We start from the raw sequence: 22,556 nt of genomic DNA, 5'->3' as shown, positions 1-22,556 counted from the left end.
ATGGTCCGGCCATGGCCCCGTCCGCCCATCGTCGCACCCGTCGCCCCGCGACGGCGGCCGAGGGGGCGTTCGACGCCCCACGTGGCGTCAACTTCGTCAACTTCGCCGCCCCGCGACTCGGGAGCGCGTCGGCATGAGCACCGTCCTCGAACGCCCGCTCGACGTCGTCGCGGACTTCCCGGCGATCCCGGCCGGCTGGGCCTATCTCGACACCGCCGCCACCGCGCAGAAGCCCAAGCCGGTGATCGACGCCATCGCGCGCGGTTATGGCGAGACCTACGCGACGGTGCATCGCGGCGTCTATGCGCGCTCCGCCGACATGACGATCGCCTACGAGGCGGCGCGCAGGCGGGTGGCAGCCTTCCTCGGCGCGGCTAGCGCGGACGAGATCGTGTTCGTGCGCGGCGCGACCGAAGGCATCAACCTCGTCGCGCAGTGCTGGGCGGCGACGCAGCTCAAGGCGGGCGACCGCATCCTGCTCAGCCAGTTGGAGCACCATGCCAACATCGTGCCGTGGCAGATGGCCGCGCAACGCGTCGGCGCCGCGATCGACGTCTGCCCGCTGACGGCGGACGGCCGCATCGATCTCGACGCGGCGGAGGCGATGCTCACGCCCGCGCACAAGCTCGTCTCCCTCGCGCACGTCTCCAACGTGCTCGGCTCTATCCTAGACGTGCACCGCGCGGTGGAAATCGCGCACCGCGTCGGCGCGAAAATCCTGATCGACGGTTGCCAGGCCGTGCCGCGCCTGCCCGTCGACGTGACGGCGCTGAACTGCGACTTCTACGTCTTCTCGGGCCACAAGCTCTACGGGCCGACCGGCATCGGCGTGCTGTGGGGCCGGGCCGAGCTGCTCGATAGGATGCCGCCGTGGCAGGGGGGTGGCGCGATGATCGACCGCGTGTCGTTCGAGCGCACCACCTACGCCGCCCCGCCCGCGCGGTTCGAGGCGGGAACGCCGCATATCGTCGGCGCGCTCGGGCTCCATGCCGCGATCGATTACGTCGACGCGATCGGCCTTTCCCGCATCCACGCGCACGAGGCGGCGCTGGTGGCCAACGCGCGAGAGGCGCTGCGCGGCATCAACTCGGTGCGGCTGCTCGGCCCCGACGACTCCGCCGGCATCGTCTCCTTCGCGGTCGGCGGGGTGCATCCGCATGACGTCGGCACCATATTGGACGAGGCGCACGTGGCGATCCGCGCCGGCCACCATTGCGCGCAGCCGCTGATGGCGGCGCTGGGCGTGGAGGCGACGGCGCGTGCGAGCTTCGGGGTCTATAACGGCCCGCAGGATATCGAGGCGCTGGTCGACGGCGTGCGCCGAGTAACGAGGATTTTCGGGTGAGCGACTACCGGATCGAGCAAGCGGACCACGCGCCAGAGACGCCGCCTCGCGCACGCGTGAGCGACGCGGAGGAGGGCCGCTCGCGCGACTATCTCGACGGCTTCCTGGCGCAGAGGCCGCAGGACGTGTCGCCAGGCGAGCCCGGCGGCGCATTGTACGATGGCGTGATCGAGGCGCTGAAGGAGATCTTCGATCCCGAAATCCCGGTGAACATCTACGATCTGGGCCTGATCTACGGCGTCGACGTCGCCGCCGAGCACGTCGCCGTCACCATGACGCTGACGACGCCGCACTGCCCGGTCGCTGAGTCGATGCCCGGAGAGGTGGAGCTTCGCGTCGCGCAGGTGCCGGGCGTGGCCACGGCGGAGGTCAACCTCGTCTGGGATCCGCCGTGGGATCCGCAGAAGATGTCGGACGAGGCCAAGCTCGAACTGGGAATGCTGTGACACCCGGATCGAAGTGGCACTTCGATCCGGGCAGAAGGAAGTAGGATGGCAACGAAGCTCCGTACCCGCCCCGCCGCGATCATCCTCACCTCGTCCGCCGAGGCGCGGATCGCCGGCCTAATGGCGCAGGCTCCCGAGGGCACCGTCGGCGTCAAGCTGTCGACGCCGCGGCGCGGCTGCTCGGGGCTTGCTTACTCGGTGGACTATGTGGCGAAGTCCGATCCGCTGGACGAGCGGATCGAGACGCCGGGCGGCGCCTTCTTCGTGGACGCAGGCTCGGTGCTGTACCTGATCGGATCGACGATGGACTGGGTGGAGGACGATTTCACCGCCGGTTTTGTCTTCCAGAACCCCAACGCCAAGGGCGCGTGCGGCTGCGGCGAGAGCTTCACGGTGTGATCGGTTCGGGCTAGGGGGCGGGCGGATGCTGCCCGCGCTCGCCCACATCAATGCCTGGATCTTCGATCTCGACAATACGCTTTACCCGGCGTCCGCCGACCTGTTCGGCCAGATCGACAAGCGCATGACCGCGTTCGTGGCGCGCGCGCTGAACCTCCCCCACCCGCAAGCCTACGCCACGCAGAAGCGCTTCTTCCAAGAGCATGGCACCACGCTCTCGGGCCTGATGCGCGAGCACGATGTCGATCCGCACGCCTTCCTGGCCGACGTTCACGCGATCGAGCTCGACGTGATCGCCGAGGATGCGCGCCTCGCCCGCCTGATCGCCGCGCTGCCCGGCCGCAAGCTCGTCTTCACCAACGGCGACGAGCCCTACGCGCGCCGCGTGCTCGCGAGGCTCGGCCTCTCCGACACGTTCGAGGCGGTGCACGACATCCACGCCTGCGCGTACCTGCCCAAGCCCGATCCTGCCGCCTATGCCGGCTTCTGCGCGGCGACGGGGGTCGACCCGACGCGCGCCTGCTTCGTCGAGGACATGGCGCGCAACCTGAAGCCCGCCAAGGCGATCGGCATGGCGACGGTTTGGATCGACAACGGCTCCGAACAGGGTGCCGACCCGGACCGGGGCTATGTCGACTTCACCATCGCCGATCTTGGCGACTGGTTGCACTCGATCCTGGAGGATGCATGAGCGATCTCGCGACCGTCATCGACGAGGCATGGGAGGCGCGCGACACGCTCGGCCACGCCACCGGCGATCCGGTGCGCGCCGCCGTGGAGGAGGCGCTCGCCGGGCTCGACGCCGGGCGACTGCGCGTCGCCGAACCCGACGGGAACGGCGGCTGGCGCGTCAACCAGTGGCTCAAGAAGGCGGTGCTGCTCTCCTTCCGCCTCAACGACAACATGCTCGTCGAGGCGGGTGCCGCGGGCGCGCCCGCATTCGACAAGGTGCCTTCCAAGTTCGACGGCTGGGACGACGAGGCGTTCCGCGACGCGGGCTTCCGCGCGGTGCCGGGCGCGATCGTCCGGCGCGGTGCGTTCGTGGGCCGAGGCGCGGTGCTCATGCCGAGCTTCGTCAATATCGGCGCGCATGTCGGCGACGGCACGATGGTGGACACCTGGGCGACGGTCGGCTCCTGCGCGCAGATCGGCCGCAACGTCCACCTGTCGGGCGGGGCGGGCATCGGCGGCGTGCTGGAGCCGTTGCAGGCCAACCCGGTGGTCATCGAGGACGGTTGCTTCGTCGGCGCGCGTTCCGAAGTGGCCGAGGGCGTGATCGTCCGGGAAGGCGCGGTGCTGTCGATGGGCGTGTATCTCGGCGCCTCCACCAAGATCGTCGATCGCGCCACCGGCACCGTCACGCGCGGCGAGGTGCCGCCCTACGCGGTGGTGGTGCCCGGCACGCTGCCGGGCAAGGATGGCGGGCCGGGCCTCTATTGCGCGGTGATCGTCAAGACGGTGGATGCGCAGACCCGCGCCAAGACGGGCATCAACGAGCTGCTGCGCGACTGATGCGCGCGCTTCTCGCCCTGCTGCTGACGCTTGCCGGGATGGCGCGGGCCGAGTTGCCCGTCCGGCCCGCCCGAGTGGTCCGCGTGCTTCGGCACGATCCGGGGGCGTTTACCGAGGGACTCTTCTGGCTGAACGGCCGCTTCTACGAGAGCACGGGCGAGCCCGGCCGCTCCTCGATCCGCGTGACCGATCCCGCGACCGGCCGCGTGCTGCGCAAGGTGGACATTCCGCCGCCAACCTTTGGCGAAGGCATCGTCGCCTGGAAGGACGAGATCGTCAGCCTGACGTGGCGCGACGGACGCGGCTGGCGCTGGCGGCTCGCCGACTTCAAGCGCCTGTCCGAGTGGCGCTACCCCGGCGAGGGCTGGGCGTTGACCAGCGACGGCCGCTCGCTCATCATGTCCGACGGGACGCCCGAGCTGCGCTTCCTCGATCCGGTGACGCTGAGGGAGCGCCGGCGGTTGACCGTCACCGCCGAGGGGCGCCCGCTGCCGATGCTCAACGAGCTTGAGTGGGTGCAGGGCGAGATTCTCGCCAATGTCTGGATGACCGATCGCATCGCGCGCATCGACCCCGACACCGGCCGGGTCGTCGGCTGGATCGACGTCTCGGCGCTGCACGACCGCGTCGGTCGCGACAATAACGACGCGGTGCCCAATGGCATCGCGTGGGATGCCAAAGGTCGCCACCTCTACGTGACCGGCAAGGACTGGCCGAAGCTGTTCGAGATCGCCGCGCCGAAGAGCCGCTGAGCTATCTCGCCTCGGCGAGCAGCCTGGCCATGTCGGCGCTCGCCCAGTCCTTGTCGCCGACCATCCGCCACACCTCGCGCCCGTGTGAGTCATAGAGGATGGTGGTCGGCAGCACGTCGACCTTGAGCGCCTCCATCAGGCCCATCTTCGTGTCGGTGTAGGGGGTGAGCGCGGCGAAGCGGTGCGCCGCCCAGAACGGCCCGACCTGCGCGTCGCCGCCCGTATCCTGGCTGACGGCAACGACCTGGAGCCGGCCCTTCTCGCGCGCCGCCAGCGTGTCGAGCGTCGGCAGCTCACGCACGCAAGGGCCGCACCACGTCGCCCACAGGTTCACGAGCAGCGGCTTGCCCCGGAAGGAGGCGAGCGTCGCCGGCGCGCCTCCGGGCGCCGCGAAGGGCAGCGCCGGCGCCGCCTGCCTCGCGTGGCCGCGATCGATTGCGCCGCTAGGTGCCGGAGGCGGCGCTGCCGGACGGCCTTCGCCGGCAGCGGCTTCGGGTTGCCGTGCCGGGGGCTTGGCCCTATCGCACCCCGCTGTCGCGAGGACGGCCGCGAGCGGGAGGCAGGCGATCAGCGAGGGGCGCAACACGGGCTCCAATCCGATGTGGGGCGGCCGTTTCGCCGAAGGGCCGGCGGCGGTGATGCGTGAGATCAACGCGTCGCTTCCCTTCGACAGGCGGCTGTGGCGGCAGGACATAGCGGGCTCGAAGGCGCATGTCGCCATGCTCGGGATGCGCGGCATCGTCGATCCCGCCGACGCCGCCGCGATCGGCGAAGGGTTGGAGCGCGTCTCCGACGAATATGGGCGCGAGGGCGTGCCCGCCGACCTCGCGCTCGAAGACATCCACATGGCGACCGAGAGCCGGCTCACCGAGCTTATCGGTCCCGTCGCGGGGCGGCTCCACACCGCGCGCTCGCGCAACGATCAGGTCGCGACCGACTTCCGGCTGTGGGTGCGCGACGCGATCGACGCGGTCGGCGAGTGGCTGGCCGGCCTGCAGCGCGCGCTCGTCGGCCGCGCCGACGAGCATGCCGACAGCGTGATGCCGGGCTTCACCCATCTCCAGTCCGCGCAGCCGGTGACGCTCGGCCACCACCTGCTCGCCTATTACGAGATGCTCCGCCGCGATCGTTCGCGCTTCGCCGACGCGCGTGCGCGGATGAACGAATGCCCGCTTGGATCGGCCGCGCTCGCCGGCACCGGCTTTCCGATCGATCGGCGGGCGACGGCGCACGCGCTCGGCTTCGAGCGGCCGACCGCCAACTCGCTCGACGCGGTGTCGGATCGCGATTTCGCGCTCGACTACCTCTCGGCGGCCGCGCAATGCGCGCTCCATCTCTCCCGGCTCGCCGAGGAGATCGTGCTATGGGCATCGCAGCCCTTCGGCTTCGTCTCGCTGTCCGATCAATGGTCGACGGGCTCGTCGATCATGCCGCAGAAGCGCAATCCCGACGCCGCCGAGTTGGTGCGCGGCCATGCCGGAAGGATCATCGGCGCGTTCACCGCGCTGATGGTGACGATGAAGGGGCTGCCGCTCGCCTATTCGAAGGACATGCAGGACGACAAGCCGCCGGTGTTCGAGGCGCACGACCTGCTCGCGCTATCGCTCGCGGCGATGACCGGAATGGTCGAGACGCTGAGCTTCCGCACCGAGCGGATGCGCGCGGCGGCCGAGGCCGGCTTCGCCACCGCCACCGACCTGGCCGACCGTCTGGTCCGCGTGGCGGGCGTGCCGTTCCGCGAGGCGCACCACGTCACGGGCGCGGTGGTGAAGGCGGCCGAAGCGAAGGGCTGCACGCTCGCCGAGCTCTCGCTCGAAGAGCTGCGCGCGATTGATCCGCGCATCGACGAGGACGCGCGCGCCGCGCTGTCCGTTGATGCCTCGGTGGCGGCGCGAACCAGCGAGGGCGGCACCGCGCCCGTCCGCGTTCGTGAGCAGATCGCGATCGCGCGCGACGCGCTGGGGATGGAGGCATGAGGCGGATCGGGATCGCGCTGCTGCTCGCGCTGGCGGTGGCCGCCTGCGGCAAGAAGCAGCCGCTCCGGCCGGCGGACAACGCCGCGCTGCCGGTGAAACCGCGCACCGCTGCCGCGCAGCCGACGCCTGACCAGCTCCTGACGCCGGGCGCGCAGGCGCGGCCGACGCGCTTCAACGAGCTTCTCACGAAAAGCCAGGAACTCCAGTCCGACCGCTTCGACATGCCGCCGCCGGGCTGACGCGGATGGATCATTTCGAGCTGAGGGGCGGCGCGATGCACGCCGAGGACGTGGCGCTCGCCGAGATCGCGGATGCGGTCGGCACGCCCGTCTATGTCTATTCCGCCGCCACCATCCGCCGACACGCCCGCGTGTTCGCCCGTGCCGTGGGCCGGCTCGGAATGGGTGCGCCGCTCGTCGCCTTCGCGGTCAAGGCCAATCCCAATGCCGCTGTGCTCTCCGTCCTGGCGGCGGAGGGCTGCGGCGCCGATGTCGTCTCGGGCGGCGAGATCGCGCGCGCGCTGGCCGCCGGCATCCCGGGCGAGCGCATCATCTTCTCCGGCGTGGGCAAGACCGCCGAGGAGATGGGCTACGCGCTCGACGCCGGTGTCGGCCAGTTCAACCTCGAATCGGAGGAGGAGGCCGAGGCGCTCTCCGCCGTCGCCTGCGCGCGTGGCGCGGCCGCGCCCGTCGCGTTTCGCGTCAATCCGGACGTGGACGCCGGCACCCATGCCAAGATCTCCACCGGCAAGTCCGAGAACAAGTTCGGCATTCCCTACGATCAGGCGCTCGCCGCCTACGCGCGCGCCGCGGCGCTGCCCGGCCTGGCGGTGCGTGGCGTCGCGGTCCACATCGGCAGCCAGCTCGTCGATCTCGGCCCGCTCGCCGCCGCCTTCGCGCGGATCGGCGGGCTGATCGCGGACCTGCGCGCCGCCGGTCACACCATCGTGACCGCCGATCTCGGCGGCGGGCTCGGGGTGCCTTACGATCCCGTTCTGCCGCCGCCGCCCACGCCCGACGCCTACGCCGCGATGGTCGACGGGGCGACCGCCGGCTGGAACGCGCGGCTGATGTTCGAGCCCGGTCGCCTCATCGTCGGCAATGCCGGCGTGCTGCTCACCCGCGTCGTGCGCGTGAAGCCGGGCGTCGCCGCGCCGTTCGTGATCGTCGATGCCGGCATGAACGACCTGATGCGCCCCGCGCTCTACGACGCGTGGCATGATATTCGCGCGGTGACGCCTTCGGGCGAGCGCTTCGTCGCCAACATCGTCGGCCCGGTCTGCGAGACGGGGGACACCTTCGCGACGGGGCGCACGATGGACGCGGTGACCGGCGGCGATCTGGTCGCGTTCATGACGGCCGGCGCCTACGCCGCGACGATGGCATCGACGTACAACTCGCGGCCGCTGACGCCCGAGGTGATGGTAAGCGGATCGCAATGGGCGATCGTTAGGCGCCGATTGCCGATCGAGGCGTTGATCGCCGCGGATGACGTGCCGGAGTGGGCGCGCACCGCGGCATAGAAGGGGGTCACATGGCGAAGCCGGTCAAGAAGGCGGTGTTCCCGGTCGCGGGCTTCGGCACGCGCTTCCTGCCCGCCACCAAGGCGGTGCCCAAGGAGCTGCTGCCCGTCGTCGACCGGCCGCTGATCCAGTATGCGATCGACGAGGCGCTGGCCGCCGGCATCGAGCAGATGATCTTCGTCACCGGGCGCGGCAAGGGTGCGATCGAGGACTATTTCGATACCGCCTTCGAGATCGAGGCCGATCTCGTCGCCAAGAAGAAGGACAAGATCCTCGATCTCGTCGCCGGCACCCGGCTGGGGCCGGGGCAGGCGGCGTTCGTGCGCCAGCAGGTGATGGCGGGCCTCGGCCACGCGGTGTGGTGCGCGCGCCACGTGACCGGTGACGAGCCGTTCGCGGTGCTGCTGCCCGACGAGCTGCTGTGGAACCCGGCCAGGCCGTGCCTCAGCCAGATGATGGACAGCTACGAGGCGCATGGCGGCAGCGTCATCGCGGTGGTCGAGGTGCCGCAGGCGCATACCGGTCGCTACGGCATCGTCGATCCCGGTGCGGTGGACGGCGCCACGATCGAGGTGAAGGGCTTCATCGAGAAGCCCGATCCGGCCGTGGCCCCGTCGCGGCTGGCGGCTGTCGGCCGCTACATCCTCGATCCAAAGGTGATGCACCTGCTGGAGGATCAGGAGCGTGGCGCCGGCAACGAGATCCAGCTCACCGACGCGCTCGCGCGGCTGATCGGCCAGCAACCCTTCCACGCCCACGTCTTCGACGGCGCGCGCCATGATTGCGGCGAGAAGGTGGGCTTCATCCAGGCCAACGTCGCGCTGGCGCTGGAACGCGACGACATCGCCGCCGATCTGCGCGCCTACCTGAAGTCGCTCTGACCGTTCACCGCCCTAGCATCAGCTTGGCGAACAGGCTGACGCTATGCGGATGCCGCCCATAAGCCGCATCGAGCCGCATCGACTTGGCATAGGCGCTCGCGGCGCCACCGAGCGCCACGGCGAAGCTGCGTCCCAGCGGCAGCGTGTACGCGTAGCCGGCGGTGAACTTGCTCACGCGGAACGCCTGGCGCGCGAGCGGATCGTCGATCCCGGCTTGCTCCTCGCGCTCGAACAGCTCGGAATTGAGCACGTTCTCGAAACGGCCGAACAGCGCGTGGCGCGGCGAGACCGCCCACGTCCCCTCCACCAGCCACGCGGGCAGCACGCGGCCGGGCTGGAGATCCTTGCGCGACCAGGCGGCGGTGAGGTCCAGCCCGTGCGCGGAATAGCTGGCGCTGGCGATCAGCCGCCCCTCGTCGCGGCCAGGGTGCAGCGCCTCCGGTTTGTCGAGGTGGCCGTAGCTGATCTCGGCCGAGAAGGCGGGCGACGCCATCCACGTCGCGCGTACCGACCAGCTGTCGAGCCACGGCGTCTCGATATTGGTGCGGTTCTCGCCCGGCTCGCGGCCCTTGAAGGCGGAAGCCTCCACCTGCCAATGCCGCGTCGCGTAGCCGCCGGTGACGACGCCGTAGGTGATGTGCGTCGAATCGAACCAGTGGTGCGTGATCGGCGCCTCGGGATCGAAGCGCGCCGCGCCGCGATGCATGAACGCCGCCGGCCCGAGCGCCGGCTCCCCCGGCAGGCCGCCGTAGAGGAACAGCGTGCCACCCCCGACGTCGCGATCGATGCGGGCCGACAGCTCCATGAACAGGTCGTGGGGATGCTGGCGGTCGATCAGCGCCTCGCCATACGCCGTCTCGCCCGTGGCGAAGAGGTTGGGATAGCCACGCTGGCCCATGAGCGGGTCGGCCGACAGCATCGCGCGCAGCGTCAAGCCGGTGCTGCCGGCCAGTCCGCGGGATGCCTGCACCATCGCCATCGACTGGACGAACGCCCTGGCGGAGCCGCGCGGCCCACCCTGATCGGTGGTGCTGCCCCAGGCATAGCCGTGCGCCATGATCGACCAGTCGCCCACCATGGCGTGCAGCCCGCGCATGCGATCGTTGAACGGCAGCCGGGCGGTGCCCGAGCCATAGGAGGACGTGCCGTCGCCCATCGCCATGCCGGCCATGCTGTCTCCGGGCATCATCCCCGCCATCTCGTGGTCGAGTTGGGCGTTCGGTATGTCGTGGCCGGTGGCAGTCTCCGGCCTCATCACCCCGGGCATGTCGTCGTGGCTCGTCGCCGGCTGCGCGACGAGCGGGGCGGGCAGCGCACACAGCGCGGCCGCCAGCCGATCTCGATAGGTCATGATCGTCTCCCTCGTCGCGATCGCGCGGGGAGCGGATGCTCCTCGCGCTAGGCGGCGCGGCGCGGAGGAGGCGGATCGAAACCGATGCGGCGACCGATCAGCGTCGCCGGCGCGGGCTCGTGCGGAGCGCCAGCCGGAAGCGTCGCCCCATGCTCGATCGCCAGCCTCTCCGGCGCCACCGCGCAACCGACGCAGGTATGAGTCGCCGCCTGCCCGTCGTCGTGGCAGCCGGCCGGCGCCGTGGCATGATGCGCCGCGGGCAGGGCGTGAACGCGCGCGGGCGCGGCGGGCGCGAGGCCGAGGACGCCGACGACCGCGAGCAGGAGGAGGACGAGCCGTCGCATCGGCCTCTTCGCTACCCGCCGGCTTCCCGGCTTGGCAAGCGAGGGAGCGTGCGGGACAAGGCGCGATGCACAGCCTGCCCGTCTTCCTGCGCCTCGAAGGGCGTCCGGTGATCCTCCTAGGCACCGGCGAGGCTGCGGATGCCAAGCGCCGCCTGCTCGCCCGCGCCGGCGCGGCTATCGTCGACGAGGCGACCGACGCCGCGCTCGCCATCGTTGCGATCGAGGAGCAGGAGCCGGCGCTCGCCGCCGTCGCGCGGCTGAAGGCGCGGGGCGTCCTCGTCAACGCGGTCGATCGCCCCGCGCATTGCGACTTCACGCTGCCCGCGATCGTCGATCGTTCGCCCGTGCTGATCGCGGTCGGCACGGGGGGGGCGTCCGCCGGGCTCGCCAAGGCGCTGAGGCAGCGGCTGGAGGCGCTGCTCCCCGCCTCGCTCGGTAGGCTGGCCGAAGCGCTCCACGCGGCGCGTGCGGAGCTTCGCGCGCGCTTCCCCGAAGCGGGCCAGCGACGTCGCGCGATCGACTCGGCGCTCGATCTTGGCGGGGCTCTCGATCCGCTCTCGGGAGCGGGCGACGTCGCCGCGTGGCTTGCCGAGCCTGATACGCGCTCCGGCAGCGGCGTCGAGCGCATCCGGCTGCGCTCCGCCGATCCCGACGAGCTCACGCTGCGTGAGGCGCGCCTGCTCGCCCGCGCCGATGTCGTGCGCCACGCCGCCGACGTGCCGCCCGCGATCCTCGATCGCGCCCGCGCCGACGCGGTGCGGATGACGGCGCACGGCGATCATCCCGGCCTCGTCGTCGAGATCGGCTGGGGCGATTGACGACCGCCGGGCCGCCACCCATCTTGGCGCCTATGGACAAGCTCGAACTCACCGACGCCGAGTGGCGCGAGCGCCTCTCGCCCGAACGCTACCAGATCCTCCGGCAGGCGGGGACTGAGCGTGCCTTTACTGGCAAGCTCTACGACAACCACGAGACGGGCGAGTATGTCTGCGCCGCGTGCGGGGCGGAGCTGTTCGACAGCGGCACCAAATATGACTCGGGCAGCGGCTGGCCGAGCTTCACCGAGCCCGCGAAGGACGGCGCCGTCGACGAGCATGTCGATCGCAGCCACGGCATGACGCGCACCGAGGTCACCTGCGCGCGCTGCGGTAGCCATCTCGGGCACGTCTTCCCGGATGGTCCGGGCGCCAACGGGCTGCGCTACTGCATCAACTCGGCCTCGCTGGATTTCGCGCCGAAGGCGGATTGATCCGGCTTAACTTGTGACAGGTCGGACGAGGCGGTAAGCGCGTGGCTGATCCATGGCCCGCCCGATCCGTCAGACGTCCCGGCCGGCGCCGCCTCCGCCGCCTCCAACCGGTCGTCCGTCCGCGCGCGGGCGGGGCGGCGCGGGCAGGCTGATCGGCACTATGTTCAAGATCCTGTTGGCGCTGGCGGTGGCGGCGCTGGTTGCGCTCCTCGTCGCGGTGTTCGTGACGATGGGCACGTTGCCGAGCTACGAGCAGCTCAAGACCTCGCAGAACGGGCAGATGATCCGCGTCCACGCCGCCGACGGCAGCGTGCTGGTGTCGCTTGGCCCGAGCTACGGCCAGTGGCTGCGCTCCGACCAGATCCCGCAGGTGATGAAGGACGCGATGGTCTCGGTCGAGGATCGTCGCTTCTATCGGCATCCCGGCATCGATCCGATCGGCATCGCGCGCTCGCTCGACGTGCGCGTCAGGCGCGGGCGGTTCACGCAAGGCGGATCGACGATCACGCAGCAGCTCGCGCGCAACGTCTTCCTGACGAACAACAAGACTTTCACGCGCAAGGTTCGCGAGGCCATCGTCGCCCTGGCGCTGGAGCGAAAATTTTCCAAGGACCAGATCCTCGAGCTCTACCTCAACAAGGTCTATTTCGGCGGCGGCAGCTACGGCATCGACGCCGCGTCGCGCCGCTTCTTCGGCCACGGAGCGGATCACCTGAGCCTCGCCGAGGCGGCGATCGTGGCGGGGCTCGTCAAGGCGCCGTCCAACTACTCGCCCACCGCCGACGCCGAGGCGGCCGTGGGCCGCGCCGGCGTCGTGCTCGACACGATGGTGGCGACCGGACATATCAGCCGCGCGCAGGCCGAGGACGCCAACCCGCACGCGGTCCGCCTCGCGCCCGCGCCTCGCCAGAACAGCGTGCGCTACTTCACCGACTGGGCGCTGCCGCAGCTCGACACGCTGATCGACGACCAATCCGAGCCGCTCGACGTCTGGACGACGCTCGATCCGAAGATGCAGCGTGCCGCCGACGCCGCGATCCAGCGCGATACGCCCAAGGGACTGCAGGGCGCGCTGGTGGCGATGGAGCGCGACGGGTCGGTGCGCGCGATGGTGGGCGGACGCGACTATATCTCGTCGATCTACAACCGCGCGACGCAGGCGGTGCGCCAGCCGGGATCGTCGTGGAAGCTGTTCGTGTATCTCGCGGCGATCGAAGGGGGCCACAAGCCCGACGAACCGATCGTCGACGAGCCGGTGACGATCGACGGCTGGAGCCCGCGTAACGACGAGCGGACTTACTCGGGCCAGATCAACATCCGCACTGCCTTCGCCTTCTCCCTGAACACGGTGGCGGCGAAGCTCGGCCAGATCGTCGGCTTCGACACGGTGGCGGACATGGCGCGACGCTTCGGGATCACCACGCCGATCGACACCCATCCCTCGATGGTGCTCGGCACCTCGGACGTCCGGCTGATCGACATGGTGCGCGCCTTCGCCGAGGTGGACAACCAAGGCGGGATGGTCGTTCCGTATGCGATCACCAAGGTCGTCGGGCCGGAGGACCGCATCCTGTACCAGCATACGGCACCCGAGCCGCGCGTGCTCGTCGCGCCCTGGGTGGCCGCCGAGATGACCGACCTCCTCCAGACCGCGGTCAACACCGGCACCGGACGGGCCGCGCAGATCGGCCGGCCAGTGGCAGGCAAGACGGGCACCACCTCCACGAATCGCGATGGCTGGTTTCTGGGCTTCTCGTCGGGGCTGACCACGGGCGTGTGGATGGGCCGCGACGATGCCAAGCCCAATCCCGGCCTCTACGGCGGTCGCGCACCGGCGCGAGCCTTCGCCGACTTCATGGGTCAGGCAGTGGCCAACCGACCGATCGTGCCGTTTCAAACCTCCGTTACCCTGCCCGAGTGGCAGCTCGAGCCCGACGACGAAGCCTATGGCGCGCCCGACAACGGCATCCCTACGCTCGACGAAAATGGCAATCCGGTGGCGCAGGATCGGCCGAGTGGCGGCGCCGACGGCGATCCGGGGCAGGCGCCCTCCGATCCCGACGCGGTGCAGGTGCGTCGCGGATCCCGGCCGATGCCGCAGACGCAGGACGATGATTGGTTCGGCCCGCCGCCGCCGCCCACCTCGCCTGGGCCCCAGGCGCGCGACGATGGGCGGCTCGATCGGCGGTGGCTGGACAAAGCGTTGGGGCGGAACGGCTGATGGTTGGCACGATCAGGGTCGGCATCGGCGGCTGGACCTACGAGCCGTGGCGCGGCACCTTCTTCCCGGACAAGTGGCCGCACGCGAAGGAGCTGGACTACGCCGCCTCCAAGCTGACCGCGATCGAGGTCAACGGCACCTACTATTCTAGCCAGAAGCCCGCGACCTTCGCCAAGTGGGGCAAGGCGGTGCCCGACGGGTTCAAGTTCGCGCTCAAGGCGTCGCGCTACTGCACCAACCGCAAGGTGCTGGCGGAGGCCGGCGAGTCGATCGCGCGCTTCTGCGGGCAGGGGATCGTGGAACTGGGCGACAGGCTCGGGCCGATCCTGTGGCAGTTCATGGCTACCAAAAAGTTCGCCGCCGACGACTTCGAGGCCTTCCTCAAGCTGCTGCCGGGGTCACGGGACGGCGTGCCGCTCGACCATGTTGTCGATGTGCGGCACGAGAGCTTCGCCTGCCCCGAGTTCGTCGCGCTCGCCCGAGCGGCGGGCGTCGCGATCTGCCACACCGACTCGGCTGACTACCCGGCGATCGGCGACGCCACCGGACCGCTTCGCTACGCGCGGCTGATGCGGACGGTGGAGGCGGAGGCGACCGGCTATGCTACGGACGCCATCGCGAACTGGGTGAACGTGGCACGCGGTTGGGCGGAGGGCCGCGGGGACGACCTGTTCCCGAAGGCTGACGAGACGCCAGGCAAGGACATGCCGCGCGACGCGTACCTGTTCTACATCAGCGGTGCGAAGGTCCGTGCGCCGCAGGCCGCGATGGCTACGATCGAGCGACTGACGGCCTCCTCATTCCCTCGAAGTTGATCCAATGGCGAGAAGACCGTTCGATCGTCAGAGCTTCGAAGTCAGCTCCGGCACCAGCTTGAACAGGTCGCCCACCAGGCCGATGTCCGCGACCTGAAAGATCGGCGCGTCCTCGTCCTTGTTGATGGCGATGATGGTCTTGCTGTCCTTCATGCCGGCGAGATGCTGGATCGCGCCCGAGATGCCGACCGCGACATAGACTTCCGGCGCGACGATCTTGCCCGTCTGGCCGACCTGATAGTCGTTGGGAGCATAGCCCGCGTCCACCGCCGCACGCGACGCGCCCACCGCCGCGCCGAGCTTGTCGGCGAGCGGATCGATGACCTCGTGGAACTTGTCGGACGCACCGAGCGCGCGGCCGCCCGAGACGATCACCTTGGCCGAGGTGAGCTCCGGCCGCTCCGACTTGGAGATTTCCGCGCCTACGAACGACGAGCCCACCGCCGCGCCGCCGGCGCCCACCGCCTCGACCTCGCCCGAGCCGCCCTCGCGCGCGGCCTTCTCGAAGGCGGTGCCGCGCACGGTGACGACCAGCTTCGAATCGCTCGACTTGACGGTGGCGATGGCGTTGCCCGCGTAGATCGGCCGCGTGAACGTCTTCTCGTCCTCGACGGAGAGGATGTCGGACACCTGCATGACGTCGAGCAGCGCGGCGACGCGCGGCGCGATGTTCTTGCCGTTGGCGGTGGCGGGCGCGACGAACGCGTCGTGGTGACCCATAAGCTCGACGATCAGCGGCGCCACCGCTTCGGGAAGGACGTGATCATAAACGTCGGCGTCGGCGACGTGGACCTTGCCGACGCCCGCGATCTTCGCCGCCGCCTCGCCGACCGCGCCGACGTCCTTGCCGGCGACGACGAGGTGGACCTCACCCAGCTTCGCCGCCGCCGTGACGGCGGAGAGCGTCGCGTCCTTGATGGAGCCGCTGTCGTGCTCGACCCAGACCAGCGTCTTCATGCCGCCACTCCCATGTTCTTCAGCTTGGTCACGAGCTCGTCGACATCGGCCACCTTGATGCCGGCGGTGCGCTTGGGCGGCTCCACCGTCTTGAGCGTCTCCAGGCGCGGCGCGGTGTCCACGCCGTAGTCGGCGGGAGTCTTGTTGGCGAGCGGCTTGGACTTCGCCTTCATGATGTTGGGCAGCGACGCGTAGCGCGGCTCGTTAAGGCGCAGGTCGGTGGTGACGATCGCGGGCAGCTCGATGGCGACCGTCTCCAGCCCGCCGTCGACCTCGCGCGTCACGGTCGCCTTGTTGTCGGCGACCTCGACCTTGGAGGCGAAGGTGCCCTGCGGCCGGCCCATCAGCGCGGCGAGCATCTGCCCGGTCTGGTTCGAGTCGTCGTCGATCGCCTGCTTGCCGAGGATCACCAGCCCCGGCTGCTCCTCGTCGGCAATGGCCTTCAGGATCTTGGCGACGGCGAGCGGCTCGACGGTGTCGTCGGTCTGCACGAGAATGGCGCGATCCGCGCCCATGGCGAGCGCGGTGCGCAGCGTCTCCTGCGCCTTCTGCGGGCCGACGGAAATCGCCACGATCTCGGTCGCGACGCCCTTCTCCTTCAGCCGGATCGCCTCCTCGACGGCGATCTCGTCGAACGGGTTCATCGACATCTTGATGTTGGCGAGATCGACGCCCGAGCCGTCCGGCTTCACGCGCGGACGGACATTGTAGTCGATCACCCGCTTCACGGGCACGAGAACCTTCATGGCAGTCCCTTTGGTCTAGTTGGTCTAGGCGTGGATCAGGCCGCCTGCTTCACTTCCGCGACGATCTTGCGCGCGGCGTCGCCGAGATCGTCGGCGGGGACGATCCTGAGGCCGGAGCCGGCGAGTATCTCCTTGCCGCGCTCCACGTTGGTGCCCTCCAGCCGGACCACCAGCGGCACCTGGAGGTTCACCTCCTTGGCCGCCGCGATGATGCCGTCGGCGATGATGTCGCATTTCATGATGCCGCCGAAGATGTTGACGAGGATGCCCTTCACGGCCGGATCGGCGAGGATGATCTTGAACGCCGCCGTCACCTTTTCCGTGCTGGCGCCGCCGCCGACGTCGAGGAAGTTGGCGGGAAAGGCGCCGTTGAGCTTGATGATGTCCATCGTCGCCATGGCGAGGCCGGCGCCGTTCACCATGCAGCCGATATCGCCGTCGAGCTTGATGTAGGCGAGATCGTGCTTGGAAGCCTCGACCTCCATCGGATCCTCCTCGTCGAGGTCGCGCAGCTCGGCGACGTCCTTGTGGCGGAACATCGCGTTCGAATCGAACGACACCTTGGCGTCGAGCACCAGCAGCTTGGCGGCCCCCGAGGAGTCCGGGGTCGTCTCAACCAGCGGGTTGACCTCCAGCATCGCCATGTCGGTGGCGAGGAACGCCTCGTAGAGCTGCTTCGCCACCGTCTGCGCCTGCTTGGCGAGATCGCCCTTGAGCTTGAGCGCGAAGGCGACGGCGCGGCCGTGATGCGGCTGGAAGCCCTCGACGGGATCGATCGTGATCGTCTCGATCTTCTCAGGGCTGTCGTGCGCCACCGCCTCGATGTCCATGCCGCCTTCGGTGGAGACGACCATGGCGATGCGGCCGGACGCGCGATCCACCAGCATCGAGAGGTAGTATTCCTTGGCGATATCGGCGCCGTCGGTGACGTAGAGGCGGTTGACCTGACGGCCGGCCTCGCCGGTCTGCACCGTGACGAGCGTGTTGCCGAGCATGTCTTTCGCCGCCGCGTTCACCTCGTCGAGCGACTTGGCGAGGCGCACGCCGCCCTTGGCGTCCGGCCCGAGCTCCTTGAACTTGCCCTTGCCGCGGCCGCCGGCGTGGATCTGCGCCTTGACGACGTAGAGCGGCCCGGGCAGCTTCGTCGCCGCGTTCACCGCCTCGTCCGCCGACATCGCGGCATGGCCGGCGGGCACCGCCACACCGAACTTCGCGAGCAGTTCCTTGGCCTGATATTCGTGAATGTTCATGGCGTCCGCCGACTCCCGTATGCCCCGGCGTCGGTAGCGTCAGCCTGGGCGGGCGGCAACCCCGCGCCAGGCTGCTGTCAACCCATGATCGCACAGGCGAGGGTGGCACGTGACACGATGTCGGCAACTCGGGGATCGTCGATCGCGCTGAGGCGGCGGCTCAGCATCCGGGTACCGTGGCCGCCGCGGGGCTCCGCCTTCATCGCCGTCGCAAGCTCGTGGAGCTGATCGTCCGACAGATCGTGCGCGAGCTTGGGTGCGAGGCAGTGCGCGAGCTTCGGCTTCAGCCCCGCCTCGGCGAGCTTCGCCTCGATTCGAGCCTCGCGGGACACGCCGGAGCAGCTCGCCAGCAGGAGCAACGTGGCGGCGGTGCGGCGGAACGGCATGGCGGCGCTTAGCGCCACCGTGGCTGCATGCCGAGTGAACGCTCGCCTCGCGCTCCGCGCATCCCTATATCGACGAGGTGCATCCGTTCGCCGGCCTCGCCCTGTTCCTCGCCACCGTCGCCGCGATGGAGGCGGTCGCCTATGCGGCGCACCGCTGGGTGATGCATGGTTGGGGCTGGTTCCTGCACGCCAGCCATCATCGCGCGCGGCATGGCGTGTTCGAGCTCAACGATCTTTACGCCGTCATCTTCGCGCTGCCCTCGATCCTGCTGCTGGCAGGCGGGGTGCGCTGGGGCTGGTGGCCGGGTTGCACCTGGGTCGGAGCGGGGATCGCCGCTTACGGCGCGATCTACTTCGGTTTCCACGATTGGATCGTGCATCGCCGGCTGCCGCATCGCTACGTGCCGGGCTCGCGTTACATGAGGCGTATCGTGCAAGCGCATCGGCTCCACCACGTCATCGAGACGAAGGAGGGTACGGTAAGCTTCGGCTTCTTGGTGGCGCCGGCGCCCGAGCGACTGAAGGCCGAGATCGCGCGGCGGGGGCGCAGCGGCCTGCGCGCGCCGGTCAGGGAAGGTGTGCGAGCATCGCGGTGACGAGGGCTGCCGAGTTATCGGCGGCGTGCGCGGCGAAGACGTGCCAGCGATTGGGATGCGGATCGCCACCTGCGAGATCGGAGACACTCCGCAGCGCCACGAACGGCAGGCCGTGCGCGGAGGCGACCTGAGCCACCGCAGCCGATTCCATGTCGACCACGCGCGCGCCCCACGCCGTGAAGAGATGATCGTGATATGCGGCGTTGTCGACGAACACCGGGCTCGAGACGCCGCTGCCGCCGACGTGGATCGCCGGAAGCCGGCCGAGCCTGTCGTCATGCTTCAGCACCGCCTGCAACGATGCATCACGCACGACGGCTAGGAGGGCGGCATTCGCGTCGAACCACCGCCGCCACTCCGGGCCGCGCTCGCCCGGCACCTCGACCTGGCGGGCGTGGATCATACCGAATCCCGGTATGTCGGCGGGCGAGGCGAGCAGCCCGTCGCGGGGCGGCGCGAAGCCACCCGGCCCCTCCCGCGCGAAGGTCGCCTCCAGCGGCTGCGCCCAGCGTCCGGGCACCACCACGTCGCCGACGCCGAGCTTGGGATCGAGCCCGCCGGCAATGCCGGAGAACAGGAGGCGCGCCGGTCCGTAGCGCTGGATCGCGCGCTCCGCCGTCATCGCGGCGTTGATCATGCTCATGCCCGACAGGAACAGGAGCACCGGACGTCCCAGGATGCGGCCCGAGACGTAGCGCGTGCCCGCGATCCGCTCCTCGATCGGGTCTTTGACGAGCAGGCCGAGCGTCCGCCACTCGGGCTCGTAGGCGGACATGATCGCGGAAAGGCTCATCGCGGCCGCGTCCACAGGCCGTCGCGCGGGGTCGCCGGCAGCCGGTGACGCCGCGCCGCCTGCCAACCCGCGACGACGATCCAGCCGAGTTTGTCCGTCCGGCCCGTCGTCACTCGCGCGTCCCACGCGCGCCCGCCCCGGCGCGCCACCTCGCGCGCGATGTCGCCATAGATGCCGGCGGCCGCCAGCACCGCCCAGGCCGAGCGGAAGGGAAGCGCCGCCGCCCCGCCCCGCGCGCTCGCCTCATAGCGTTCGGCGAGCGCCGCCAGCCTGCGCCCGAGCACGGCGAGGCGGGGGCGGTAGGTGGGGCGCATATGCTCTCCCGGTGGCACGTCGATCTCGACCAGCCACGCGGCAGGCAGATAGCAGCGCCCCGCCGCCGCATCCTCGCCGACGTCGCGCGCGATGTTGGCGAGCTGGAAGGCGATACCGAGGTCGCACGCGCGATCCAACGTCGCGTCGTCGGCCGGGTCGACGCCCATCACGACCGCCATCATGCAGCCGACCGCGCCCGCGACATGGTAGCAGTAGCGATAGAGATCGTCTTCGGTGCGAGGCTGCCAGCCCTGTGCGTCGAGCGCGAAGCCGTCGATCAGGTCGTGCGCGAAGCGGGCGGGCAGCCGCGTCTCGGCGGCGACAACGCCCAACGCATCGAACGCCGGGTCTCCCGTCGGTTCGCCAGCGAGGGCACGCGCGGTCAATGTCCGCATCAGCGACAGGCTCGATTGCGGATCGGCGACCGGCCGCATCCCGTGGCCCAGCACCTGCCCGTCGGCAGTATCGTCGCACGCCCGGCACCAGGCGTAGAGCAACTGCGCGCGCTCCCGCGTCGCCGGATCGAACAGCCGCGAGGCGGCGGCGAAGGATTTCGAGCCCGCCGCGATGGTGCGGCGCGCGTGGCCGACCAGCGCCGCCCTATCCATCGCCCCTCAAAGCTCGTCGGCCGTCATGGCGGCAATCGGCACGTGCGGGCGGTAGGCGGCCATGCGGTCGAGCAAGCGGCCGCAATCGTCGTCGACGATCAGGATGTCGCGGTGCATCGGCCGGACGAAGCCCGTCTCAGCCATCGTCGCGGCGAACGCGATCAGCCCGTCATAATAGCCCGCGACGTTGAGCAGCCCCACCGGCTTGGCATGATAGCCGAGCTGCGCCCAGCTCATCGCTTCCCAATGCTCGTCCATCGTGCCGACGCCACCCGGCAACGTGAGAAAGCCGTCCGCCATGTCGGCGAAGGCGGCCTTGCGCTCGTGCATCGTCCTGACGGTCACGAGCGAGGAGAGGCCGCGATGCGCGAGCTCCGCCTCCACCAGCGCGCCCGGGATGACGCCGTGAACGGTGCCGCCCGCCGCCAGCGCGCTTTCCGCCAGCGCGCCCATCAGCCCCAGCCGTCCGCCGCCGTAGACGACGGCGATGCCGCGCTCCGCCAACGTGCGGCCGACGAGCCGCGCGCTCTCCACGAAGCGCGGATCGGCGGGCGTCGCGGAGCCGCAGTAGACGGCGAGCGCCCTCATGCCCGCGCCAGATCCTCCAGCATCAGCGCCGCCGTCGCCTTGGCCGATCCGACGACGCCGGGGATGCCCGCGCCCGGATGCGTGCCGGCGCCGACGAAGTAGAGGTTCGGAATGGCATCGTCGCGGTTGTGGACCCGGAAGAAGGCCGACTGCCAGAGCAGCGGCTCCAGGCTGAAGGCGGACCCCATGTGCGCGTTGAGATCGGTCGCGAAATCCATCGGCGTGTAGTGGAAGCGCGTGACCAGCCGCTCCTTCAGGCCGGGGATCAGCGTCTCCTCCAGATAGTCGAGGATGCGGTCGGCATAGGCGGTCGCGAACTCCTCGTCCCAATCGATCGGCAGCTTGCCCAGATGCGGCACCGGCGCCAGCACGTAGAAGGTCGAGCAGCCCTCGGGCGCCAGCGCGGGATCGCTGACTGTGGGGTGGTGGAGATACAGCGAGAAGTCCGCCGCCAGCACGCCGTGATCGTAGATGTCCTTGAGCAGCGGGCCGTAGCGCGGGCCGAACAGGATCGAGTGGTGGGGGATCTGCGCGTAGGTGCCGCGCACGCCGAAGTGGATGACGAACAGCGACGGCGAGAAACGCTTGCGCTCCAGCGCGCGCGTCGCGCGGCGGCCGCGTTGCGAGTGGCCGAGCAGCGCCTTGTAGCTGTGCATGACGTCGGCGTTGGAGGCGACCGCGTCGAAGTCGTCGTGCCAGCCGGACCGGCAGGTGACGCCCGTCGCGCGATCGCCCAGCGTGTCGATCGACGTCACCGGGTCGGCGAGGCGCAGCGTGCCGCCCAGCCGCTCGAATTGCGCCGCCATGGCGCGCACCAGCGCGTGCGTGCCGCCCCTCGGGAACCACACGCCGCCCTCGCGCTCCAGCCGGTGAATGAGCGCGTAGATGCTGCTCGTCGACATCGGGTTGCCGCCGACGAGCAGCGTGTGGAACGACAGCGCCTGGCGGAGATGCTCGTCCTCCACGAAGGACGAGACGATCGAGTAGACCGAGCGCCAAGCCTGGTTCTTCAGCAGCGCCGGCGCGGCCTTTATCATCGATCCGAAATCGAGGAAGGCGACGTGGCCGAGCTTGCGATAACCCTCCTCGTACACGGCGTCCGAGTAGGTGAGGAAGCGGCGGTAGCCATCGACGTCCGCCGGATTGAGCGCGGCGATCGCGCGAGTGAGTTGCGCATCGTCGTTGGAATAGTCGAAGCTGGTGCCGTCGGGCCAGCGCAGCCGGTAGAAGGGGCTGACCGGCATCAGCTCGACATCCTCCGCCATGTCGCGGCCGGAAAGGCGCCACAGCTCGGTGAGGCAGGCGGGATCGGTGATGACGGTGGGGCCGGCATCGAAGGTGAAGCCGTCGCGCTCCCACACATAGGCGCGGCCGCCGGGCTTGTCGCGCGCCTCGACGATCGTGGTCTCCACGCCCGCCGACTGGAGGCGGATGGCGAGCGCCAACCCGCCGAAGCCCGCACCGATCACCGCCGCCCTGCGCATACCGAACGCCACCTTACTCA

At 70.0% G+C, this 22,556-nt stretch carries 26 protein-coding genes; 15 read left to right on the top strand and 11 right to left on the bottom strand.

The window, feature by feature from the left end:
• Nucleotides 1-133: 133 nt before the first annotated feature.
• From ACOFKX_RS09615 to ACOFKX_RS09590, 6 genes are read left to right on the top strand one after another with little or no spacing between them, the layout of a single operon-like run.
• Nucleotides 134-1,345, top strand: coding sequence for a cysteine desulfurase (locus ACOFKX_RS09615; protein ID WP_419826768.1), 1,212 nt, complete (start codon nt 134-136; stop codon nt 1,343-1,345).
• A complete protein-coding gene (locus ACOFKX_RS09610) occupies nt 1,342-1,791 on the top strand; it encodes an SUF system Fe-S cluster assembly protein (protein WP_419826767.1) in 450 nt (149 codons plus the stop codon). Before ACOFKX_RS09615 ends, ACOFKX_RS09610 begins: the two co-directional genes overlap by 4 nt.
• Nucleotides 1,792-1,836: 45 nt before the next feature.
• Nucleotides 1,837-2,190: a HesB/IscA family protein gene (locus ACOFKX_RS09605; protein ID WP_419826766.1), complete on the top strand. Its 354-nt coding sequence runs from the start codon at nt 1,837-1,839 to the stop codon at nt 2,188-2,190.
• A 25-nt stretch (nt 2,191-2,215) separates the two neighbouring features.
• Nucleotides 2,216-2,881: a pyrimidine 5'-nucleotidase gene (locus ACOFKX_RS09600; RefSeq protein WP_419826765.1), complete on the top strand. Its 666-nt coding sequence runs from the start codon at nt 2,216-2,218 to the stop codon at nt 2,879-2,881.
• Entirely contained in the window at nt 2,878-3,702 is an 825-nt protein-coding gene (gene dapD, locus ACOFKX_RS09595; RefSeq protein ID WP_419826764.1) for a 2,3,4,5-tetrahydropyridine-2,6-dicarboxylate N-succinyltransferase, read from the top strand. The genes ACOFKX_RS09600 and dapD overlap by 4 nt, the downstream gene beginning before the upstream one ends.
• Nucleotides 3,699-4,454, top strand: coding sequence for a glutaminyl-peptide cyclotransferase (locus ACOFKX_RS09590; RefSeq protein ID WP_419827397.1), 756 nt, complete (start codon nt 3,699-3,701; stop codon nt 4,452-4,454). The genes dapD and ACOFKX_RS09590 overlap by 4 nt, the downstream gene beginning before the upstream one ends.
• A gap of 1 nt (nt 4,455) precedes the next feature.
• Here ACOFKX_RS09590 and ACOFKX_RS09585 read toward each other — a convergent pair whose 3' ends face one another.
• Nucleotides 4,456-5,040: a TlpA family protein disulfide reductase gene (locus ACOFKX_RS09585; protein ID WP_419826763.1), complete on the bottom strand. Its 585-nt coding sequence runs from the start codon at nt 5,038-5,040 to the stop codon at nt 4,456-4,458.
• Nucleotides 5,041-5,053: 13 nt separating this feature from the next.
• Between ACOFKX_RS09585 and argH the strand changes: the two genes are divergently transcribed.
• Genes argH through galU form a run of 4 tightly spaced genes read left to right on the top strand, consistent with a single transcriptional unit; the run spans nt 5,054 to nt 8,833 of the window.
• Nucleotides 5,054-6,430, top strand: coding sequence for an argininosuccinate lyase (gene argH, locus ACOFKX_RS09580; protein WP_419826762.1), 1,377 nt, complete (start codon nt 5,054-5,056; stop codon nt 6,428-6,430).
• On the top strand, nt 6,427-6,669 hold the full coding sequence (locus ACOFKX_RS09575) for a hypothetical protein (protein ID WP_419826761.1): 243 nt from the start codon (nt 6,427-6,429) through the stop codon (nt 6,667-6,669). Before argH ends, ACOFKX_RS09575 begins: the two co-directional genes overlap by 4 nt.
• 5 nt (nt 6,670-6,674) lie before the next feature.
• On the top strand, nt 6,675-7,952 hold the full coding sequence (gene lysA, locus ACOFKX_RS09570) for a diaminopimelate decarboxylase (protein ID WP_419826760.1): 1,278 nt from the start codon (nt 6,675-6,677) through the stop codon (nt 7,950-7,952).
• A gap of 11 nt (nt 7,953-7,963) precedes the next feature.
• Complete coding sequence (galU, locus tag ACOFKX_RS09565) at nt 7,964-8,833, top strand: UTP--glucose-1-phosphate uridylyltransferase GalU (protein WP_419826759.1); 870 nt, start codon at nt 7,964-7,966, stop codon at nt 8,831-8,833.
• A 4-nt stretch (nt 8,834-8,837) separates the two neighbouring features.
• Here galU and ACOFKX_RS09560 read toward each other — a convergent pair whose 3' ends face one another.
• Nucleotides 8,838-10,184 carry a hypothetical protein gene (locus tag ACOFKX_RS09560; RefSeq protein WP_419826758.1) on the bottom strand — a complete coding sequence of 449 codons (1,347 nt, stop codon included), beginning with the start codon at nt 10,182-10,184 and terminating at the stop codon, nt 8,838-8,840.
• A gap of 47 nt (nt 10,185-10,231) precedes the next feature.
• Nucleotides 10,232-10,528 carry a hypothetical protein gene (locus ACOFKX_RS09555; protein WP_419826757.1) on the bottom strand — a complete coding sequence of 99 codons (297 nt, stop codon included), beginning with the start codon at nt 10,526-10,528 and terminating at the stop codon, nt 10,232-10,234.
• A gap of 65 nt (nt 10,529-10,593) precedes the next feature.
• On the opposite strand from ACOFKX_RS09555, the gene ACOFKX_RS09550 reads away from it, so the two are divergent.
• The 4 genes from ACOFKX_RS09550 to ACOFKX_RS09535 all read left to right on the top strand — a co-directional run bounded on the left by ACOFKX_RS09550 (nt 10,594) and on the right by ACOFKX_RS09535 (nt 14,813).
• Nucleotides 10,594-11,346 (top strand): NAD(P)-dependent oxidoreductase, encoded by a 753-nt coding sequence (locus tag ACOFKX_RS09550; protein WP_419826756.1) that lies wholly within the window; start codon nt 10,594-10,596, stop codon nt 11,344-11,346.
• Between the two features lie 32 nt (nt 11,347-11,378).
• Complete coding sequence (gene msrB / locus ACOFKX_RS09545; RefSeq protein ID WP_419826755.1) at nt 11,379-11,777, top strand: peptide-methionine (R)-S-oxide reductase MsrB; 399 nt, start codon at nt 11,379-11,381, stop codon at nt 11,775-11,777.
• A 160-nt stretch (nt 11,778-11,937) separates the two neighbouring features.
• Nucleotides 11,938-13,998: a transglycosylase domain-containing protein gene (locus ACOFKX_RS09540; protein ID WP_419826754.1), complete on the top strand. Its 2,061-nt coding sequence runs from the start codon at nt 11,938-11,940 to the stop codon at nt 13,996-13,998.
• Nucleotides 13,998-14,813, top strand: a complete 816-nt coding sequence (locus ACOFKX_RS09535) for a DUF72 domain-containing protein (RefSeq protein ID WP_419826753.1) — start codon at nt 13,998-14,000, stop codon at nt 14,811-14,813. The genes ACOFKX_RS09540 and ACOFKX_RS09535 overlap by 1 nt, the downstream gene beginning before the upstream one ends.
• 27 nt (nt 14,814-14,840) lie before the next feature.
• Here ACOFKX_RS09535 and ACOFKX_RS09530 read toward each other — a convergent pair whose 3' ends face one another.
• From ACOFKX_RS09530 to ACOFKX_RS09515, 4 genes are all read right to left on the bottom strand, one after another.
• Nucleotides 14,841-15,770: an electron transfer flavoprotein subunit alpha/FixB family protein gene (locus ACOFKX_RS09530; RefSeq protein ID WP_419826752.1), complete on the bottom strand. Its 930-nt coding sequence runs from the start codon at nt 15,768-15,770 to the stop codon at nt 14,841-14,843.
• Nucleotides 15,767-16,516 carry an electron transfer flavoprotein subunit beta/FixA family protein gene (locus tag ACOFKX_RS09525; RefSeq protein ID WP_419826751.1) on the bottom strand — a complete coding sequence of 250 codons (750 nt, stop codon included), beginning with the start codon at nt 16,514-16,516 and terminating at the stop codon, nt 15,767-15,769. Before ACOFKX_RS09525 ends, ACOFKX_RS09530 begins: the two co-directional genes overlap by 4 nt.
• A gap of 35 nt (nt 16,517-16,551) precedes the next feature.
• Nucleotides 16,552-17,766, bottom strand: coding sequence for an ADP-forming succinate--CoA ligase subunit beta (gene sucC, locus ACOFKX_RS09520; RefSeq protein ID WP_419826750.1), 1,215 nt, complete (start codon nt 17,764-17,766; stop codon nt 16,552-16,554).
• 77 nt (nt 17,767-17,843) lie between these two features.
• On the bottom strand, nt 17,844-18,170 hold the full coding sequence (locus ACOFKX_RS09515; RefSeq protein WP_419826749.1) for a hypothetical protein: 327 nt from the start codon (nt 18,168-18,170) through the stop codon (nt 17,844-17,846).
• Between the two features lie 107 nt (nt 18,171-18,277).
• Here ACOFKX_RS09515 and ACOFKX_RS09510 point away from each other — a divergent pair, with 107 nt between their 5' ends.
• The gene (locus tag ACOFKX_RS09510; RefSeq protein ID WP_419827396.1) at nt 18,278-18,748 is read left to right on the top strand and encodes a beta-carotene hydroxylase; all 471 of its coding nucleotides are present in this window, start codon (nt 18,278-18,280) and stop codon (nt 18,746-18,748) included.
• Here ACOFKX_RS09510 and ACOFKX_RS09505 read toward each other — a convergent pair.
• From ACOFKX_RS09505 to ACOFKX_RS09490, 4 genes are read right to left on the bottom strand one after another with little or no spacing between them, the layout of a single operon-like run.
• Nucleotides 18,720-19,541: a 5'-methylthioadenosine/S-adenosylhomocysteine nucleosidase gene (locus ACOFKX_RS09505; protein WP_419826748.1), complete on the bottom strand. Its 822-nt coding sequence runs from the start codon at nt 19,539-19,541 to the stop codon at nt 18,720-18,722. The genes ACOFKX_RS09510 and ACOFKX_RS09505 overlap by 29 nt on opposite strands.
• Nucleotides 19,538-20,464: a phytoene/squalene synthase family protein gene (locus ACOFKX_RS09500; RefSeq protein WP_419826747.1), complete on the bottom strand. Its 927-nt coding sequence runs from the start codon at nt 20,462-20,464 to the stop codon at nt 19,538-19,540. Before ACOFKX_RS09500 ends, ACOFKX_RS09505 begins: the two co-directional genes overlap by 4 nt.
• A 6-nt stretch (nt 20,465-20,470) precedes the next feature.
• Nucleotides 20,471-21,052 (bottom strand): TIGR00730 family Rossman fold protein, encoded by a 582-nt coding sequence (locus ACOFKX_RS09495; RefSeq protein WP_419826746.1) that lies wholly within the window; start codon nt 21,050-21,052, stop codon nt 20,471-20,473.
• Nucleotides 21,049-22,536, bottom strand: a complete 1,488-nt coding sequence (locus ACOFKX_RS09490; RefSeq protein ID WP_419827395.1) for a phytoene desaturase — start codon at nt 22,534-22,536, stop codon at nt 21,049-21,051. Before ACOFKX_RS09490 ends, ACOFKX_RS09495 begins: the two co-directional genes overlap by 4 nt.
• Between the last annotated feature and the right edge of the window lie 20 nt (nt 22,537-22,556).

The sequence above is a fragment of the Sphingomonas sp. genome (genome assembly GCF_965200105.1).
Lineage (GTDB): Bacteria > Pseudomonadota > Alphaproteobacteria > Sphingomonadales > Sphingomonadaceae > Solisphingomonas.
Note: the sequence above shows the minus strand (reverse complement) of the source record. Positions and strands in the feature narration are given on the sequence as shown.

Coding starts and splice junctions, on each gene's coding strand:
- ACOFKX_RS09615 (WP_419826768.1), top strand. CDS start 134: ATGAGCACCGTCCTCGAACGCCCGCTCGACGTCGTCGCGGACTTCCCG.
- ACOFKX_RS09605 (WP_419826766.1), top strand. CDS start 1,837: ATGGCAACGAAGCTCCGTACCCGCCCCGCCGCGATCATCCTCACCTCG.
- ACOFKX_RS09600 (WP_419826765.1), top strand. CDS start 2,216: ATGCTGCCCGCGCTCGCCCACATCAATGCCTGGATCTTCGATCTCGAC.
- dapD (WP_419826764.1), top strand. CDS start 2,878: ATGAGCGATCTCGCGACCGTCATCGACGAGGCATGGGAGGCGCGCGAC.
- argH (WP_419826762.1), top strand. CDS start 5,054: ATGTGGGGCGGCCGTTTCGCCGAAGGGCCGGCGGCGGTGATGCGTGAG.
- ACOFKX_RS09575 (WP_419826761.1), top strand. CDS start 6,427: ATGAGGCGGATCGGGATCGCGCTGCTGCTCGCGCTGGCGGTGGCCGCC.
- lysA (WP_419826760.1), top strand. CDS start 6,675: ATGGATCATTTCGAGCTGAGGGGCGGCGCGATGCACGCCGAGGACGTG.
- galU (WP_419826759.1), top strand. CDS start 7,964: ATGGCGAAGCCGGTCAAGAAGGCGGTGTTCCCGGTCGCGGGCTTCGGC.
- ACOFKX_RS09560 (WP_419826758.1), bottom strand. CDS start 10,184: ATGACCTATCGAGATCGGCTGGCGGCCGCGCTGTGTGCGCTGCCCGCC.
- ACOFKX_RS09555 (WP_419826757.1), bottom strand. CDS start 10,528: ATGCGACGGCTCGTCCTCCTCCTGCTCGCGGTCGTCGGCGTCCTCGGC.
- ACOFKX_RS09550 (WP_419826756.1), top strand. CDS start 10,594: ATGCACAGCCTGCCCGTCTTCCTGCGCCTCGAAGGGCGTCCGGTGATC.
- msrB (WP_419826755.1), top strand. CDS start 11,379: ATGGACAAGCTCGAACTCACCGACGCCGAGTGGCGCGAGCGCCTCTCG.
- ACOFKX_RS09540 (WP_419826754.1), top strand. CDS start 11,938: ATGTTCAAGATCCTGTTGGCGCTGGCGGTGGCGGCGCTGGTTGCGCTC.
- ACOFKX_RS09535 (WP_419826753.1), top strand. CDS start 13,998: ATGGTTGGCACGATCAGGGTCGGCATCGGCGGCTGGACCTACGAGCCG.
- ACOFKX_RS09530 (WP_419826752.1), bottom strand. CDS start 15,770: ATGAAGACGCTGGTCTGGGTCGAGCACGACAGCGGCTCCATCAAGGAC.
- ACOFKX_RS09525 (WP_419826751.1), bottom strand. CDS start 16,516: ATGAAGGTTCTCGTGCCCGTGAAGCGGGTGATCGACTACAATGTCCGT.
- sucC (WP_419826750.1), bottom strand. CDS start 17,766: ATGAACATTCACGAATATCAGGCCAAGGAACTGCTCGCGAAGTTCGGT.
- ACOFKX_RS09510 (WP_419827396.1), top strand. CDS start 18,278: ATGGAGGCGGTCGCCTATGCGGCGCACCGCTGGGTGATGCATGGTTGG.
- ACOFKX_RS09505 (WP_419826748.1), bottom strand. CDS start 19,541: ATGAGCCTTTCCGCGATCATGTCCGCCTACGAGCCCGAGTGGCGGACG.
- ACOFKX_RS09500 (WP_419826747.1), bottom strand. CDS start 20,464: ATGGATAGGGCGGCGCTGGTCGGCCACGCGCGCCGCACCATCGCGGCG.
- ACOFKX_RS09495 (WP_419826746.1), bottom strand. CDS start 21,052: ATGAGGGCGCTCGCCGTCTACTGCGGCTCCGCGACGCCCGCCGATCCG.
- ACOFKX_RS09490 (WP_419827395.1), bottom strand. CDS start 22,536: ATGCGCAGGGCGGCGGTGATCGGTGCGGGCTTCGGCGGGTTGGCGCTC.